This window comes from Billgrantia gudaonensis (assembly GCF_900100195.1).
GTDB lineage: Bacteria > Pseudomonadota > Gammaproteobacteria > Pseudomonadales > Halomonadaceae > Halomonas > Halomonas gudaonensis.
The window spans coordinates 68,601-82,975 of record NZ_FNES01000004.1 but is presented as its reverse complement, the minus strand read 5'-3'; the positions used below and the strand labels follow the sequence as shown (position 1 = coordinate 82,975).

The following is a 14,375-nucleotide window of genomic DNA, read 5'->3' as shown; positions in this document are numbered from 1 at the left end:
GTCTCATCCCGCTCCATCCAACCCTGCCAGAGATAGACACATGCATCCTTCATCCCATTCTGCTGCCATGCAGCCTCTCGCCGCCGCGGTTCGTCGTGCCATTGGCGTGTCGGTATCGGGCATCCTGCTCTCGGTCCCCCTGGTCGCTCAGGCCCAGGAAGAGGCCATGGAAACCGATACGGAAACCATGGTGGTGGTGGGTACGGCGCTGAAGGTGGCATCTCCACTGGTCGAGACCCCGCGTCCCGTCTCCATCGTGGAACGCGAGGAACTGGACGAGCGCAACGTCCAGCGCCTCGACGAGACCTACCGCTATCGCTCCGGCGTCCTCTCCGGCCACTACGGAGCAGACAACAACACCGACTGGTTCAAGGTCCGGGGCTTCGATCAGGCAACCTATCAGGACGGCCTGCGGATTTACCGCGAAGGCTTTTACCAATGGTTGCCAGAGCCCTATGGGCTGGATCGTGTTGAACTCTTCAAAGGGCCCTCGTCGATTCTCTACGGCGAGGCACCATCCGGTGGCTTGATCAATGCCGTCAGCAAGCGGCCCACGGACGAGCCGCAGGGCGAGATCGAGATACAGGCTGGCAATCGCAATCACCGGCAGTTCGCCTTCGATACCTCGGGGCCTGCCACCGACGAGGGCGACGTTCGCTACCGCATGGTAGGCCTGTACAAGGAACGTGACGGCGACCTGGACGATACCGATAACGAACGTTTCTACCTGGCGCCCAGTCTCGAATGGGACATTTCCGATGATACTCAGTTGACCGTGCTGGCCAGCTTTCAGAAGGACGACGGCGTCCCCGTCAACCCTTTCAAGCTGGCCTATGGCACGGTTCAGGATACGCCGTTTGGCAGGGTGGATCCTCAGACCAACTACGGGGCCCCCGGTTACGACAAGGACGAGCGTACCCAGACGGCGGTTGGATACGAGTTCGAGCATGCCTTCAACGACACGTGGAGGTTCGAGCAGAACTTCCGCTATAGCCATCTCGATCTGGATCTGCGCAGTACCTATATGATGATGGGCACCGGTGATGGTCAGACGGCATTTCGCGGTCATCTGCAGCGTGACGGCGAGATCGACAGCTTTACCGTCGACAACCGCATGGTCGGAAAATGGTATGGCGACCGCACGGAAAACACGCTATTACTCGGGGTGGACTACCAGGACCTGACACTGGATGGCAGGGAGTTCGACAACTACTTCTACGACAGTGTCGATATCTTCAATCCCCAGAGCGGCATTGCCCCAGTACCCAGCGATCAGTTGACCCGCCGCAAGATCGACAAGGAGCAGTTGGGGCTCTATCTGCAGGATCAACTGCGTATCGACGATCGCTGGGTACTGCTGGGAGCCGTTCGTCACGACAGTGCCGATGTACGCAACGAATCCGAACGCGATAACAACACCGTGGATGAAACCCAGTCCGCGACCTCCTGGTCCGGTGGTGTCATGTATCTTGGCGATAATGGCCTGAACCCCTATCTCAGCTACACGGAATCCTTCCGACCGGCAGCGCAGACTAATTCTAACGGTGCCATATTCGAGGAAATCGAGGGCGAGCAGTGGGAGCTGGGCGTCAAGTACGCACCGTTCGACTGGGATGGCTATGTAACCGCAGCGCTCTTCGATATCGAGGAGTCGAACTCCTTTGCCACGGCGCCTGGTGGATATCAAACGTAGGAAGGCGAGACGACCTCCAGCGGATTCGAGATCGAGGGGGTGAGCTACCTCACTGACGCTCTCAAGCTGACGGCGGCTTACACTTACACGGATGCGCGCGATAAGGATGACAATCGCAAGGCCCTGATTCCCCGTCATATGGCGTCGGCATGGCTGAACTACGATTTCGAAGGGACCGCTCTGGATGGCTTGCGCTTGGGGGCAGGTATACGCCATGCCGGTGAGTCCGTGGATGGCGACATTACCGTGCCGGATTACACCGTGGGAGACGCCATGGCCAGCTATGACTTCAACCGTCATTGGACTGCCCAGATCAACGTCAACAACGTTACCGATGAAGAGTACGTCGCCAGCTGTGACTTCTGGTGCTACTACGGCGAATCGCGCAGCGTGATCGGTAGCCTGAGCTATCGCTGGTAGGTTGCCACCCGAACGGCCCTGTCCTGCGCCCGGCCTCTGGCCGGGCGCAGCGCTCGTTACAGCGCTTTGAGGTCAAGGGCCTCGTCATCCTGTCCGAGACAGGGCCGTTGCCATCTGGGGAGTCTGAGCGCTTGCCAATGGCGACGCAGACGAGCTGGAGATTGCCGGTACGCAAACCAGACGCTGGGTGTGGGGGTCGCGAATCACGTGGGCATCGAGGTCGAAGACCTGCTTGAGCCTGGCGGCGGTGAAAACCGCTTCGGGGCTGCCTCCATGCATGATGCGTCCATCGCGCATCATCACCAGCTCGTCGGCATAGGCTGCGGCCAGGTTTAGGTCGTGCAACACGACCAGGAGCGTGCGGCCCTGGTCGTGGGCCAAGTGTGCCAGCAGTTCGAGCAGATCGACCTGAACTTTCAGGTCGAGGAAGGTGGTCGGTTCGTCGAGCAGCAAGAGATCGGTTTCCTGAGCCAGCACCATGGCGATCCAGCAACGCTGACGCTGGCCGCCGGATAGAGAGTCCACGGGTCGCGAGGCGAACTCCGTGACCCGTGCGATGGACATGGCGTCGTTCACCGCTCGCTCGTCTTCGCGCGACCATTGACGCCACAGTCGCTGGTGGGGAAAGCGCCCCATACCGACCAGTTCGCGTACCGTCAGCCCCTCGGGAGCCGTTGGGCTCTGCGGCAGTATGCCGAGCTTGCGAGCGACGTCGCGGGTGGGCGTGCGGTGGAGGTCCTTGCCGTCGAGCAGTACCTGACCGCGCTGCGGACCGAGCGTGCGTGCCAGCGTCTTGAGCAGGGTCGACTTGCCGCTGCCGTTGGGTCCGAGCAGGATCGTCAGGCGTCCCTCGGCAACCTGGAAGTCCACTTCGTCGAGAACGCGGCGACTCTCGTAGCCGACGCAGAGGCGCTCTCCCCGCAGGCGGTGGGAGGTCATGCTGGCTGTCACCTCTAAAAAGTGAGAATCATTTGTATCAGGGCGCGAGAGTGTGGCATCGTCAGCGCCCCTCTGTCCAATAGCGTGTTGCAGGAAGCGATCATGAGCCGTTCGATCTCCGTTGCCCTGTGGGCCATTGCCTGTTTGCTCGCGCTTTCCGGCCTGCCGCGGGAGACCCGGGCCGAGCCGGTGCGAACGGTCGATCACGCCTTCGGCGAGAGCCGGATCGCAGGCAGCCCGCAGCGTATCGTGACGCTCTATCAGGGAGCCACGGACAGCGCACTGGCACTGGGGCTGGAACCGGCGGGGGTGGTGGAATCCTGGCTCGAGCGCCCCATGTACCGATATCTGCGCGACAGCCTGCCCGAAGACGTGCGCTATCTTGGCCTGGAGACACAGCCGGATCTGGAGGCGATCGCGGAGCTGGCTCCCGACCTGATCGTCGGCGCGCGTTACCGCCAGGCGAGTGTCTACCCGCTGTTGTCGCGCATCGCTCCCACGGTGATCGCCGATACCGCCTATGAATTCGAAGCCATGCTCGAACTCCTCGGGAAGGCGACCGGTCGCCGGACGAAGGCGCGGGCGCTGCTCGATGCCTGGCACCAGCGCGTCGCCGACTTCCGCTGCCGGGCCGCAGCGGCACTGGGCGATGCCTGGCCGCAGGAGGTCTCGGTTGTCAGCTTTCGGGGCGATCATGTGCGCCTCTACTACGATGGTTTTGCCTGGCGCGTTCTCGAGCAGCTCGGGTTTCGCCGGCCCGAGGGGCAAACGGGGGCCGGCTGGGGGATCAAACTGGTCAGTCGCGAGAGTCTGCCGGCCATGGACGCCGATGCCATCTTCGTCTTCATGCGTGACGATCCGGCCGTGGCCGAGCAGCATCGAGCCTGGACCGCCCACCCGTTATGGCAGAACCTCGAGGCGGTGAAACGCGATCGAGTCCATGAAGTCGACCCGGTGATCTGGAGCATGGGGGCCGGCATTCTGGCCGCCAACCGCTTGCTCGACGAGCTCTACGCACACTATGGCTTGGTGCCTGGCCGTTCGAAGAGCGGTGGCCAGAAGGAAGGCAAGGGCGAGTCATGCTGAAGGTGCCCACGGCTCGGATTGTCGGCCTGCTGTTGGGGGTGGCATTGGCCGTCGCCGCGGCGTTTGCCAGCCTTGTGTTTGGCGCCACCGAGATCGCGCCGACGACTCTGATGGACGCCGTGTTTCGGCCCGACCCGGAGTCCGTGGAACACCTCATCCTGCGCACCGAGCGTCTTCCCAGAGCGGCCATCGCCGCCCTGGTAGGTGCCAGCCTGGCGGTCGCGGGTGCCCTGATGCAGACCTTGACCCGTAACGCCCTGGCCGCGCCGAGCGTGCTCGGTATCAATGCCGGTGCGATGTGCTTCGTGGTGGTGGCGAGTGCCATCTTCGCCCTGCGTTCGCCGCTGGCGCTGGTGTGGGTGGCCTTTCTTGGTGCCCTGGTGGCAGCACTGCTGGTCGCCTCGTTGGGGCGTGAGCGGAGTGGCGGTCTTTCCCCGGTGCGGTTGGTGTTGGCGGGAGTGGCGGTCACTGCGCTTTTCGTGTCTTTGGCCCAGGGGCTGTTGATCGTCGACCAGGCGCGCTTCGAGAGCCTGCTGTTGTGGCTGGCCGGGTCGGTAGCCGGGCGCGGCCTCGAGGTCATGACGCCGTTGTTGCCGTTCTTCGTCGCTGCCGCGTTGCTCTGCCTGCTGTTGGTTCGTCAGCTCAACCTGCTGGCGTTGGACGATGACGTGGTCAAGGGCCTCGGGCAGCGGACCGGCCGGGTCAAGTTGCTGGCCGGAGCCGTGATCATCGTGCTGGCCGGAGGCGCGGTGGCGATGGCCGGCATGATCGGTTTCGTGGGCCTGATCGTGCCGCACATGGTGCGTGCCCTGTACGGTCGGGATCATCGCTGGTTATTGCCTGGCTGCGCTCTGCTGGGGGCCACGCTGTTGTTGGTCGCCGACACCCTGGCACGCTTTCTGATGCCACCTCAGGAGGTGCCGGTGGGCGTGATGACGGCGCTGCTGGGCACGCCCTTTTTCCTCTATCTGGCCCGCCGACGGAGTCTGACACCATGAGTTCGACATGGCTTCTGCGCGTTGCCGATGGGCGGTTTTCGCTACGTTTCGAGCGCCGAACCCTGGCGGTGACGCTGCTGCTGGTCTTGGCGCTCGTCATCAGCGCCCTGGCGTCGCTGAGCCTGGGCAGTCGGGCTACGCCGCTGGCCCAGGTGCTGGAGGCGCTGCTGTTTCCTGAACGCAGTGACATCGTGCTGATCGTGCATGAGATTCGCCTGCCACGGGTGCTCTTGGCGATTCTGGTCGGCGGCTGTCTGGGTGTCGCCGGGCTGCTGCTGCAGGGGCTGGTGCGCAATCCGCTCGCTTCGCCGGACGTGATCGGCATCACCGGCGGTGCGTCGCTCGCGGCGGTGAGCTTTATGGCGCTGGGTGGGGCGGCGCTGGGCGAGGCCTGGCTGCCACTGGCGGCACTGACCGGCGCACTGCTGGTGGCGCTGGGAATTCTCGCTCTGGCCGGGCGTGGTGTGACGCCGGCAAGGCTGGTGCTGATCGGCATTGGTATCGCTGCTGCTCTGGGGGCGGCGACCACGCTGGTGCTGGTGCTCGCTGCCGATACCACGGCGATGCAAGCTTACGTGTGGCTGACCGGCAGTCTCTATGCTGCCCAGTGGCGAGAGGTGGCGTGGCTGGCACCCTGGGCGCTGCTAGGGCTGCCACTGGCGCTGGGGATGGCGCGAAGACTCGATGCTCTGGCACTCGGGGACGACATGGCCACGGGGTTGGGAACGGCCGTGTCGGGTACGCGGCTCTCCTTGCTGCTGCTGGCCGTGGCCCTCTCCGGCGCGGCGGTGGCCTTTGCCGGCGGGTTGAGTTTCATCGGTTTGCTCGCTCCGCACATCGCACGTCGCCTGGTGGCGCGCGGCCATACCGCCCTGGTGCCGACGTCCGCCCTGATCGGTGCTCTGATCCTGCTCTATGCCGACCTGCTGGGTCGAATCGCCTTCCTTCCACGCGACCTGCCGGCGGGGATCTTCGTGGCCGGGATCGGGGCGCCGTTTTTCGTCTACTTGCTGTATCGCTGGCGCTGAGGCATGAAAAAGGCGGCGCCGTAGCGCCGCCATGCGGTGAGCGAGACTCCAACCGAAGCGGTGATCAGAAATCGAGCTGGTAGCCGAGGGTCAGCGTTCGTCCGCGCCCCTTGAAGTAATACTCGTCACTGTTCCGTGCCGCCTGGGAGTAATAGGTGAAGTAATCTTCGTCCGTCAGGTTCTCGATGCCGAATGACATCCGGCCCAAGGGCAGCCGGTAGGTCAGGGAGGCATCGACCAGTCCATGACCGTCGAATTCGAGCTCGGGATCGTCGACGCTTCGCTCGAAGTAGTGGCTGTATTGCAGGTGAGATGAGAGCTTTTCGCCCCAGGCTGCGCTCCATGCCAGCTTGAGGGTGTCGGGAGCGATGTTCATGCCGGTCAGTTCGGTGTCGACGCTGCCATCGCCATCGGTATCCGATTCGCCCTCGGCCTGGGTATAGGAGAGCCGTATGCGATGGGCATCGTTCAACCGTGCTTCGCCAGTGACCTCGAAACCCTGGATCTCGGTTTTCTCGCGGTTGCCGACCCAGGTGCCGTTTTCGAAGGCGAGACGCTCGCCGTAGTCCGAGTTCGACTCGTAATAGCTCAGCTCGAGGCCATAGCGCTTCCAATCGAAGCGTGCGCCGATCTCGCGGTTGTCGGTAACGATCGGCTGCAATTGGAGCAGGGAGTCGACGTCCTGTCCGGGGGAGCTGATGCCGCGCAGCACCCGGCCCACGTCGGGCATGCCGAAGCCTTCCGAGTAGTTGGCGTAGAGCTGGGCCCAGTCGTTGGCCTGATAGACGATGCCGGCGTTGAACAGGGTCTCGTCGACGTCCAGCTCGGCCTGCTCATGGCGGACCCCGGCGTGCAGGGTCAAGGCGTCGGTGGCAGCGATGTCGCCCTGTAGAAAGGTCGCCACGTTGCGGAAGCGGGTTTCCGGCACGTAGGTTCGTCCAGTGTGGACGAGCATCTGGCGGGTATCGTCCTGCAGCAGGTCGAGACCGGTAGTCAGGGTCAGGCGGTCGTTCAGCAAACCATCTCGGGATAGGGTGAACTTGGCACCGAGCTTGTCGGACTCGTTGCGTGTCTGGTCGTAGAGAGTGTTGCCGGCACTATCCTGGTAGGGGAATGAACCATAGGGGGTGGTGGCAAATTGGGCACGAAAACGCTGGCCGTAGAGCTGGGCGTCCAGCTCATTGCCCAGCCAGTCATCGTGGGAGTAGGAGAGCCTGGCGGTGGTCACTTCGTTGTATCCCGGCTCGCCATCCGGGTCGCCCTTGCGTGCGGTGGTGGGAATACCGGCGTCGCGGTCGCCGAGCACGGGAACGTAGTCGCCGTCGCTCTCCAGGTCGAAGCGGTTGACGGATATCTCGACATTCTGATCGTCGTCGATCCAGTAGCCTGCCTTGGCCAGCAGGTCGTAGCTGGTGGAGTTCTGGATCTCGCCGGGATAGGCGATACCGACGATCTCATCGTTGCCGTCGTAGAAGACGCCGCGTTCCTGGCGGCTGGCGGCCAGCACATAGTCCCAGTCGCCGGTCTGGCCGCTGAGCCGGTAGTCCAGTTTGTGGCCGAAGCCTTCCGACTCGAAGTCGTCGTCGCTGGTTAGACTGACGCCGGCATGCTGGTGCACGCCGGCGCCATCGGGTTGTTTGGTCACGTAGTTGATGATGCCGCCGGTGGCGCCCAGGCCGTGCTCGGCGCTGGCGCCATGGATCACCTCGATGCGTTCGACCATGGAGAGGTCGATGGTGTAGCTGTCGCGACTGCTGTCGCGCAGGGGATTGGACTGAGGGACGCCATCGACCAGGAATAGCGGCTTACGCCCGCGGAAAGTCTCGCCGGCATTGGAAAGCTTCTGGCGGCTGGGAGAGTAGGAAGGGATCAGGTTGCTGAGCACCTGGCCGGGGTCTTGGGTGATCGCCAACTGCTGCTCGATCTGCTCGCGCGTGATGACGGTGACCTTCTGCGGGGGTCTCGCCTTCGTTGCTCCGGTTGCGAGTTGCGGTGATCACCAGCGGAGAGAGGTCGTCGGAGGCTGCCGGTTCTTCGTTGTCGGTCTGGGCGAGGGCCAGGGTGGGCAGCGTGGAGCAGAACAGAAGGGGCAGGCACTTGACGATCGGGTTCTGTCGGTAGGGCATTGAATGCGATTCCCTTGGATGCATGGGCACCGGTGCTTGGCCGGACGCCGCGTGGATTGGTTGTGGGATGCGCAATGAATACTAAGGATTTGCATTACCCTTTTCAAGCGTGGCGTTGGCAACGTCTGGCAAGGCTCGCCCGGTTCCGTGCGACTGCGGCCAGTGCCCGGTCGGTACGTCAATGCGTATCGATGATCTTCATGGTGACTTCGCGTTTTCTCCTTGACAGGACCATATGTGGGTATCTTACCCTGTTATGGCACAACATATGGTGTGTGTTGGCTGTTGTGCGTCATGCCCGCCTTGCAGGAAAGGGACAAGGAAAGAGATGGAGGAGAGAGCGATGGAAGTTCATGTCTACAGCCGTCCGGCCTGTGTGCAATGTTCTGCGACCTACCGGGCGCTGGATCGTCAGGGGCTCGTTTACCGTGTCCTGGATATCGATGACGACCCTGCGGCACGTCGTACCGTGGAGGAACTGGGCTACCGGCAACTGCCGGTAGTGGTTGCTGGCGAGGAGCACTGGTCGGGCTTTCGCCCGGATCGCATCCAGGAGTTGGCGTGACGCTCGCGATGCCGCTGGAACACCCGACCGAGCATGGCGAATTGGTCTACTTCTCGACCCGATCGGGCAATACCCGGCGTTTCGTGGAGAAGCTCGAGTTGCCGGCTCGGCGAATTCCGCTGGAGCGCGATGCAGAGCCGCTGCGCGCGAGCCGGCCCTACATCCTGGTGGTGCCGACCTATGGCGGTGGTAGCGAAAAGGGGGCGGTGCCTGGGCCGGTCATTCGCTTTCTCAACGACGAGACGAACCGCGCCCTGATCCGTGGGGTGATCGCCGCCGGCAACACCAACTTCGGGGCCGCCTTCGGGCTGGCAGGGCGCATCGTCGCCGACAAGTGCGGCGTGCCTTTTCTGTATCGATTCGAACTGCTGGGCACCGATGACGACGTGGCCCGGGTCCGCAAGGGAGTGACAGAGTTTTGGAAACGACAAGCCTAGCCGAACCGAACCGTGAGATGTCGGCCAAAAGTGCGGGGCGTACGCTGGACTATCACGCCCTCAATGCCATGCTCAATCTGTATGGCCCGAGCGGCGAGCTGCAGTTGGAAAAGGATCGCGAAGCGGCGCGCCAGTACTTCCTGCAGCACGTCAACCAGAACACGGTGTTCTTCCACTCGCTGGAAGAGAAGCTCGATTACCTGGTCGAGGAGGATTACTACGAGGCCGAGGTACTGGCCCAATACGATGCCGGATTCATCAAGGCGCTTTTCGAACAGGCCTACGCTCACAAGTTTCGTTTTCCCAGCTTTCTCGGCGCTTTCAAATACTATACGAGCTACACGCTCAAGACCTTCGACGGCAAGCGCTACCTGGAGCGCTACGAAGACCGCGTATGCATGGTGGCTCTGACCTTGGCACGCGGTAACGAAGCGCTGGCTCGCGCTCTGGTCGACGAGATCGTCAGTGGGCGCTTCCAGCCCGCCACGCCGACCTTTCTCAACTGCGGCAAGCGACAGCGGGGCGAACTGGTGTCGTGCTTTCTGCTGCGCATCGAGGACAACATGGAGTCCATCGGCCGTGCCATCAACTCGGCGCTGCAGCTCTCCAAGCGTGGAGGCGGCGTAGCGCTGCTGCTCAGCAACATCCGCGAGGCAGGGGCGCCGATCAAGCACATCGAGAATCAGTCGTCGGGGATCATCCCGATCATGAAACTGCTCGAGGACGCCTTCTCCTACGCCAACCAGCTGGGCGCGCGCCAGGGCGCCGGCGCCGTTTATCTCAATGCGCACCATCCGGACATCCTGCGCTTCCTCGACACCAAGCGCGAGAATGCCGACGAGAAGATCCGCATCAAGACGCTGTCGCTGGGCGTGACCATTCCCGACATCACCTTCGAGCTGGCCAAGCGCAACGAGGCGATGTACCTGTTTTCGCCCTACGATGTCGAACGCGTCTACGGCGTGCCGTTCGGCGACATCAGCGTGACCGAGAAGTATCACGAGATGGTGGCCGACGGGCGCATCCGCAAGAGCAAGATCGACGCACGCGCCTTCTTCCAGACCCTGGCCGAGGTGCAGTTCGAGTCCGGCTATCCCTACGTGATGTTCGAGGACAACGTGAATCGCGCCAACCCGATCGCCGGTCGCATCAACATGAGCAATCTGTGTTCGGAGATTCTGCAGGTCAACACCTCGAGTCGCTACGATGACGATCTGGGTTATCGCGAAATCGGTGAAGACATTTCCTGCAACCTGGGCTCCATGAACATCGCCAAGGTGATGGACTCCGGCGACATCGGCACCAGCGTCGACATCGCGGTGCGCGGCCTCACCGCCGTGGCGGAGATGACCGAGATCCGCTCGGTGCCTTCCGTGGCCAACGGCAACGCGCGCTCGCGAGCCATCGGCCTGGGGCAGATGAACCTCCACGGTTTCCTGGCACGCGAGCGCATCCACTATGGATCGGAGGAGGGGCTGGATTTCACCAACTTCTACTTCTACTGCGTGGCCTATCATGCCCTGCGCGCCTCCAACCGGCTGGCCATGGAGCGCGGAGAGAGCTTCGCCGGTTTCGCCGATTCCGACTATGCCAATGGTGCTTTCTTCGACAAGTACACCGAGCGGGCCTGGCAGCCGCGTACCGAGAAGGTTCGGGCGCTGTTCGAGCGATCCGGCATTGCCATTCCCAGCCAGGACGACTGGCGCTCGCTCAAGGCATCGGTGATGGCTCACGGGCTCTACAACCGCAACCTGCAGGCGGTGCCGCCGACCGGCTCGATCTCCTACATCAACCACTCGACGTCGAGCATTCATCCGGTGGCCGCCAAGATCGAGATCCGCAAGGAAGGAAAGCTGGGGCGCGTCTACTATCCGGCGCCGTTTCTCGACGACGACAACCTCGAGTACTACCGGGATGCCTACGAAATCGGGCCGGAGGCGATCATCGATACCTACGCCGAGGCCTCGCAGCACGTCGACCAGGGGCTCTCGCTGACGCTGTTCTTCCCGGACACCGCCACCACGCGCGACATCAACAAGGCGCAGATCTATGCCTGGCGCAAGGGCATCAAGACGCTCTACTACGTACGCCTGCGCCAGAGCGCGCTGGAGGGAACGGAAGTGGAAGGCTGCGTTTCTTGTACGCTATAAGGATTTGCCGAAATGATCACTGCACCCAAGCGGCTCTCACGGGTCGATGCCATCAACTGGAACCGCCTGCAGGACGACAAGGACCTGGAGGTTTGGAACCGCCTGACCAGTAACTTCTGGCTGCCGGAGAAGGTGCCGCTATCCAACGACATCCAGTCGTGGAACACCCTCACGCACCAGGAGCAGCAGTTGACCATCCGCGTCTTCACCGGCCTGACGTTGCTCGACACCATCCAGAGCAGTGTCGGTGCCCCGGCGCTGATGCCCGATGCGCGCACGCCCCACGAAGAGGCGGTCTATGCCAACATCGCCTTCATGGAAGCGGTGCACGCACGCTCCTACAGCTCGATTTTCTCCACGCTGTGCGCTACCCGCGACGTCGACGACGCCTTCCGCTGGAGCGAGGAGAACCCGACCCTGCAGGCCAAGTCGGAGCTGATCCTGGAGCGCTATCGCGCCGACGACCCGCTGATGCGCAAGGTCGCCAGCGTATTCCTCGAGTCGTTCCTGTTCTACTCCGGCTTCTATCTGCCGATGTACTGGTCGAGCCATGCCAAGCTGACCAACACCGCCGATCTGATCCGCCTGATCATCCGCGACGAGGCGGTGCATGGCTACTACATCGGCTACAAGTTCCAGCAGGCTCTGGCTGAGGCCTCGGCGGAGCGGCAGGCGGCAGTCAAGGAGTACGCCTTCGAACTGCTGTTGGAGCTCTACGACAACGAGGTCAAGTATACGGAGTCGCTCTACGACGACGTGGGGCTGACCGAAGACGTCAAGAAGTTCCTCCACTACAACGCCAACAAGGCGCTGATGAACCTGGGTTTCGAGTCGCTGTTCCCGGCCAGCGTCACCGACGTCGATCCCACCATCATGGCCGCGCTATCGCCGAGTGCCGACGAGAACCACGACTTCTTCTCGGGCTCCGGTTCGTCCTACGTGATCGGGCGTGCGGTAGCCACCGAGGACGAGGATTGGGCGTTCTGACGGCATGCAAGAGGGACGAGAACGATCGTGTTCGACGATATCGATGCGTCACGGTTGATTCGCATCGCTGCCGCCGTGGTGCTCGACTCACGACAGCGATGGCTTCTGGTACGTAAGCGGCATACCCGTTTCTTCATGCAGCCGGGAGGCAAGATGGAAGCGGGTGAAGCAGCGGAATCGGCACTCTGTCGCGAGCTCGCGGAGGAACTGGGGCTTCGGGTCCAGCCCGACCGGTTGACGGAGTGCGGCGTTCGTCGTGCTCCCGCTGCCAATGAGGCAGGGTATGAGGTAGAGGCCCATCTGTTTCGGCTGGTGACCGATGAGCGTGTCGCGGCGGCGGCGGAGATCGCTGAGATACGTTGGGTCGAGCGACGCGAAGCGCTGCGATTGACTGTGGCGCCATTGACGCAGGATCTGCTTCTGCACGGCTTGGGCTGATTGCCAGGCATGGGATCGCCGGAAACGCCAGAAGCTCAGAGCCGGACTCTTGGACGCCTGGGTGATGCGGTACGGCTCGGCAAGGGTGGGGCAGAAACTCTTGCGTTCAAGGGTCTAGCACGCCACGGCGATACGGTGCTCGCCGTTGGGGTGCGGCATGACCTGCATGGGTAGGCCGTAGATGGCCTCCAGGGTGGCGTCGGTCATCATTTCCTCGGGGGAGCCATGGGCCAGTACTCGTCCAGTGTGAAGCGCGAGCAGTTCGTCGCAGTAGCGCGAGGCCATGTTGATGTCGTGCAACACGATGATCACGCACAGCTTCAACTCGTCGCACAGCTTGCGGATCAGTGCCAGCACTTCCATTTGATGGGAGATATCCAGCGCGGCCAGCGGTTCGTCGAGCAGCAGGAACTGGCTCTCCTGGGCCAGCAGCATGGCCAGCCATACACGCTGGCGTTCGCCGCCGGAGAGGGTGTCCACCAGACGGTCGGCGAAGTCCTGAGTATGGCTGAGCTCGATGGCTCGTTCGACGGCTGCCGTGTCTTCGGGCGTATGGCGACCCAGCAGGCCGTGCCAAGGATAGCGGCCGAATCCGATCAGCTCGCGCCCGGTTAGGTTCTCTGCACTGGGCAAATGCTGCGGCAGATAAGCGACTCGGCGAGCGAACTCACGCTGACCCCAGTCGCTCAGCGATCGTTCGTCGAGCAGTATTTTCCCTTGGCTCACTGGCTGTTGCTGGGCGAGCAGTTTGATCAGGGTCGATTTCCCGGAGCCGTTGTGGCCGATCAGACCGTAGATCTTGCCTTCCTCGAAGCGGTGTTTGACGGGATGGAGCAGACAGGTGCCGTTGACCTCGAAGGTAGCGCCCTTGACCTCGAACATGCTGGGTTCCTTGCACGGAGTGTCGATGCCTATAGGGTAAACGAGAATCGTTGTTCTTATCTACCGAGTGAGCCTTTGGCAACCCTCAGTACGTCATTACCACCTCAACCAACTGCGCAGGCGTTGGCCGGGTGATGGCGCAGTACTGGCGGAAGCGCGGTTGACGTTGCCCGAGAGTCGCGTCATGGCTTCCTTGAGAGGCGCCATGATGGCATCGAGATGATGGTGGCAGAGTTGGCTGTTCAGGGAGCCCGGGCACTGGGCCAGCAACAGGCCGCAGTGGTAGATGGCCGTGTCGAGGGCTTCCCGGGTATCGGCGAAAGGCGCTGCCTGTTCACGGCAGTTGTGCAACTCCCGCGACAGCATCCCGATCAGGTTGGTGTCGAGCCAACACGGCAGCGAGTCGTTCTTCTTGCCCGCCATGGAGTGCTGGATGGCCTGGAAAGAGACGTGCAGGAAGACGCAATTGTAGTAGAGCTGGGAGCGTTCCGTGTTCATAGGGCACCATGACTAATCTCAATGAGATTGATTTTCATTGTGCATGGTGTGCGTTGAGATGTCAAATGCCTCGAAGCGGAACGAACGAGACGTTGACAGTCGCTCGGTTTTTAAAAAGAATCATTATT

The 14,375-nt window shown here is 62.4% G+C and carries 11 protein-coding genes and 2 pseudogenes; 9 read left to right on the top strand and 4 right to left on the bottom strand.

The genetic code is table 11. The annotated features are described in order from the left end of the window. Positions 1-67 precede the first annotated feature (67 nt). Positions 68-2,113, top strand: a pseudogene (locus BLP96_RS06210) (TonB-dependent siderophore receptor). 84 nt (positions 2,114-2,197) lie between these two features. Here the strand turns inward: BLP96_RS06210 and BLP96_RS06205 are convergent. Continuing rightward, positions 2,198-3,052: an ABC transporter ATP-binding protein gene (locus BLP96_RS06205; protein ID WP_089684229.1), complete on the bottom strand. Its 855-nt coding sequence runs from the start codon at positions 3,050-3,052 to the stop codon at positions 2,198-2,200. A 102-nt stretch (positions 3,053-3,154) separates the two neighbouring features. Between BLP96_RS06205 and BLP96_RS06200 the strand changes: the two genes are divergently transcribed. Genes BLP96_RS06200 through BLP96_RS06190 form a run of 3 tightly spaced genes read left to right on the top strand, consistent with a single transcriptional unit; the run spans position 3,155 to position 6,164 of the window. Then, positions 3,155-4,138: an ABC transporter substrate-binding protein gene (locus BLP96_RS06200; RefSeq protein WP_089684227.1), complete on the top strand. Its 984-nt coding sequence runs from the start codon at positions 3,155-3,157 to the stop codon at positions 4,136-4,138. Then, on the top strand, positions 4,132-5,136 hold the full coding sequence (locus tag BLP96_RS06195) for a FecCD family ABC transporter permease (RefSeq protein ID WP_089684225.1): 1,005 nt from the start codon (positions 4,132-4,134) through the stop codon (positions 5,134-5,136). Before BLP96_RS06200 ends, BLP96_RS06195 begins: the two co-directional genes overlap by 7 nt. Further along, positions 5,133-6,164: a FecCD family ABC transporter permease gene (locus tag BLP96_RS06190; protein WP_089684223.1), complete on the top strand. Its 1,032-nt coding sequence runs from the start codon at positions 5,133-5,135 to the stop codon at positions 6,162-6,164. Before BLP96_RS06195 ends, BLP96_RS06190 begins: the two co-directional genes overlap by 4 nt. A gap of 64 nt (positions 6,165-6,228) precedes the next feature. Here BLP96_RS06190 and BLP96_RS06185 read toward each other — a convergent pair. After that, positions 6,229-8,290, bottom strand: a pseudogene (locus BLP96_RS06185) (TonB-dependent receptor). Positions 8,291-8,633: 343 nt separating this feature from the next. Here BLP96_RS06185 and nrdH point away from each other — a divergent pair. The 5 genes from nrdH to BLP96_RS06160 are packed head-to-tail and all read left to right on the top strand — an operon-like array spanning position 8,634 to position 12,867. Further along, positions 8,634-8,855, top strand: coding sequence for a glutaredoxin-like protein NrdH (nrdH, locus tag BLP96_RS06180; protein WP_089684221.1), 222 nt, complete (start codon positions 8,634-8,636; stop codon positions 8,853-8,855). Between the two features lie 8 nt (positions 8,856-8,863). Next, complete coding sequence (gene nrdI, locus BLP96_RS06175) at positions 8,864-9,292, top strand: class Ib ribonucleoside-diphosphate reductase assembly flavoprotein NrdI (protein ID WP_089684671.1); 429 nt, start codon at positions 8,864-8,866, stop codon at positions 9,290-9,292. 17 nt (positions 9,293-9,309) lie between these two features. Further along, positions 9,310-11,442: a class 1b ribonucleoside-diphosphate reductase subunit alpha gene (nrdE, locus tag BLP96_RS06170; RefSeq protein ID WP_089684218.1), complete on the top strand. Its 2,133-nt coding sequence runs from the start codon at positions 9,310-9,312 to the stop codon at positions 11,440-11,442. A gap of 12 nt (positions 11,443-11,454) precedes the next feature. Next, positions 11,455-12,429 carry a class 1b ribonucleoside-diphosphate reductase subunit beta gene (gene nrdF / locus BLP96_RS06165; RefSeq protein WP_245682178.1) on the top strand — a complete coding sequence of 325 codons (975 nt, stop codon included), beginning with the start codon at positions 11,455-11,457 and terminating at the stop codon, positions 12,427-12,429. A 27-nt stretch (positions 12,430-12,456) separates the two neighbouring features. Beyond that, positions 12,457-12,867: an NUDIX hydrolase gene (locus tag BLP96_RS06160; protein WP_245682177.1), complete on the top strand. Its 411-nt coding sequence runs from the start codon at positions 12,457-12,459 to the stop codon at positions 12,865-12,867. 114 nt (positions 12,868-12,981) lie between these two features. Here the strand turns inward: BLP96_RS06160 and BLP96_RS06155 are convergent, their stop codons facing one another. Together BLP96_RS06155 and BLP96_RS06150 are read right to left on the bottom strand one after the other, a co-directional pair. Next, complete coding sequence (locus BLP96_RS06155) at positions 12,982-13,749, bottom strand: ABC transporter ATP-binding protein (protein WP_089684216.1); 768 nt, start codon at positions 13,747-13,749, stop codon at positions 12,982-12,984. A 96-nt stretch (positions 13,750-13,845) separates the two neighbouring features. Then, entirely contained in the window at positions 13,846-14,247 is a 402-nt protein-coding gene (locus BLP96_RS06150) for a hypothetical protein (RefSeq protein WP_089684214.1), read from the bottom strand. Between the last annotated feature and the right edge of the window lie 128 nt (positions 14,248-14,375).

Excerpts from the sequence above, each read along its gene's own strand:
- BLP96_RS06205 (WP_089684229.1), bottom strand. The coding sequence starts at position 3,052 with ATGACCTCCCACCGCCTGCGGGGAGAGCGCCTCTGCGTCGGCTACGAG.
- BLP96_RS06200 (WP_089684227.1), top strand. The coding sequence starts at position 3,155 with ATGAGCCGTTCGATCTCCGTTGCCCTGTGGGCCATTGCCTGTTTGCTC.
- BLP96_RS06195 (WP_089684225.1), top strand. The coding sequence starts at position 4,132 with ATGCTGAAGGTGCCCACGGCTCGGATTGTCGGCCTGCTGTTGGGGGTG.
- BLP96_RS06190 (WP_089684223.1), top strand. The coding sequence starts at position 5,133 with ATGAGTTCGACATGGCTTCTGCGCGTTGCCGATGGGCGGTTTTCGCTA.
- nrdH (WP_089684221.1), top strand. The coding sequence starts at position 8,634 with ATGGAAGTTCATGTCTACAGCCGTCCGGCCTGTGTGCAATGTTCTGCG.
- nrdI (WP_089684671.1), top strand. The coding sequence starts at position 8,864 with ATGCCGCTGGAACACCCGACCGAGCATGGCGAATTGGTCTACTTCTCG.
- nrdE (WP_089684218.1), top strand. The coding sequence starts at position 9,310 with ATGTCGGCCAAAAGTGCGGGGCGTACGCTGGACTATCACGCCCTCAAT.
- nrdF (WP_245682178.1), top strand. The coding sequence starts at position 11,455 with ATGATCACTGCACCCAAGCGGCTCTCACGGGTCGATGCCATCAACTGG.
- BLP96_RS06155 (WP_089684216.1), bottom strand. The coding sequence starts at position 13,749 with ATGTTCGAGGTCAAGGGCGCTACCTTCGAGGTCAACGGCACCTGTCTG.
- BLP96_RS06150 (WP_089684214.1), bottom strand. The coding sequence starts at position 14,247 with ATGAACACGGAACGCTCCCAGCTCTACTACAATTGCGTCTTCCTGCAC.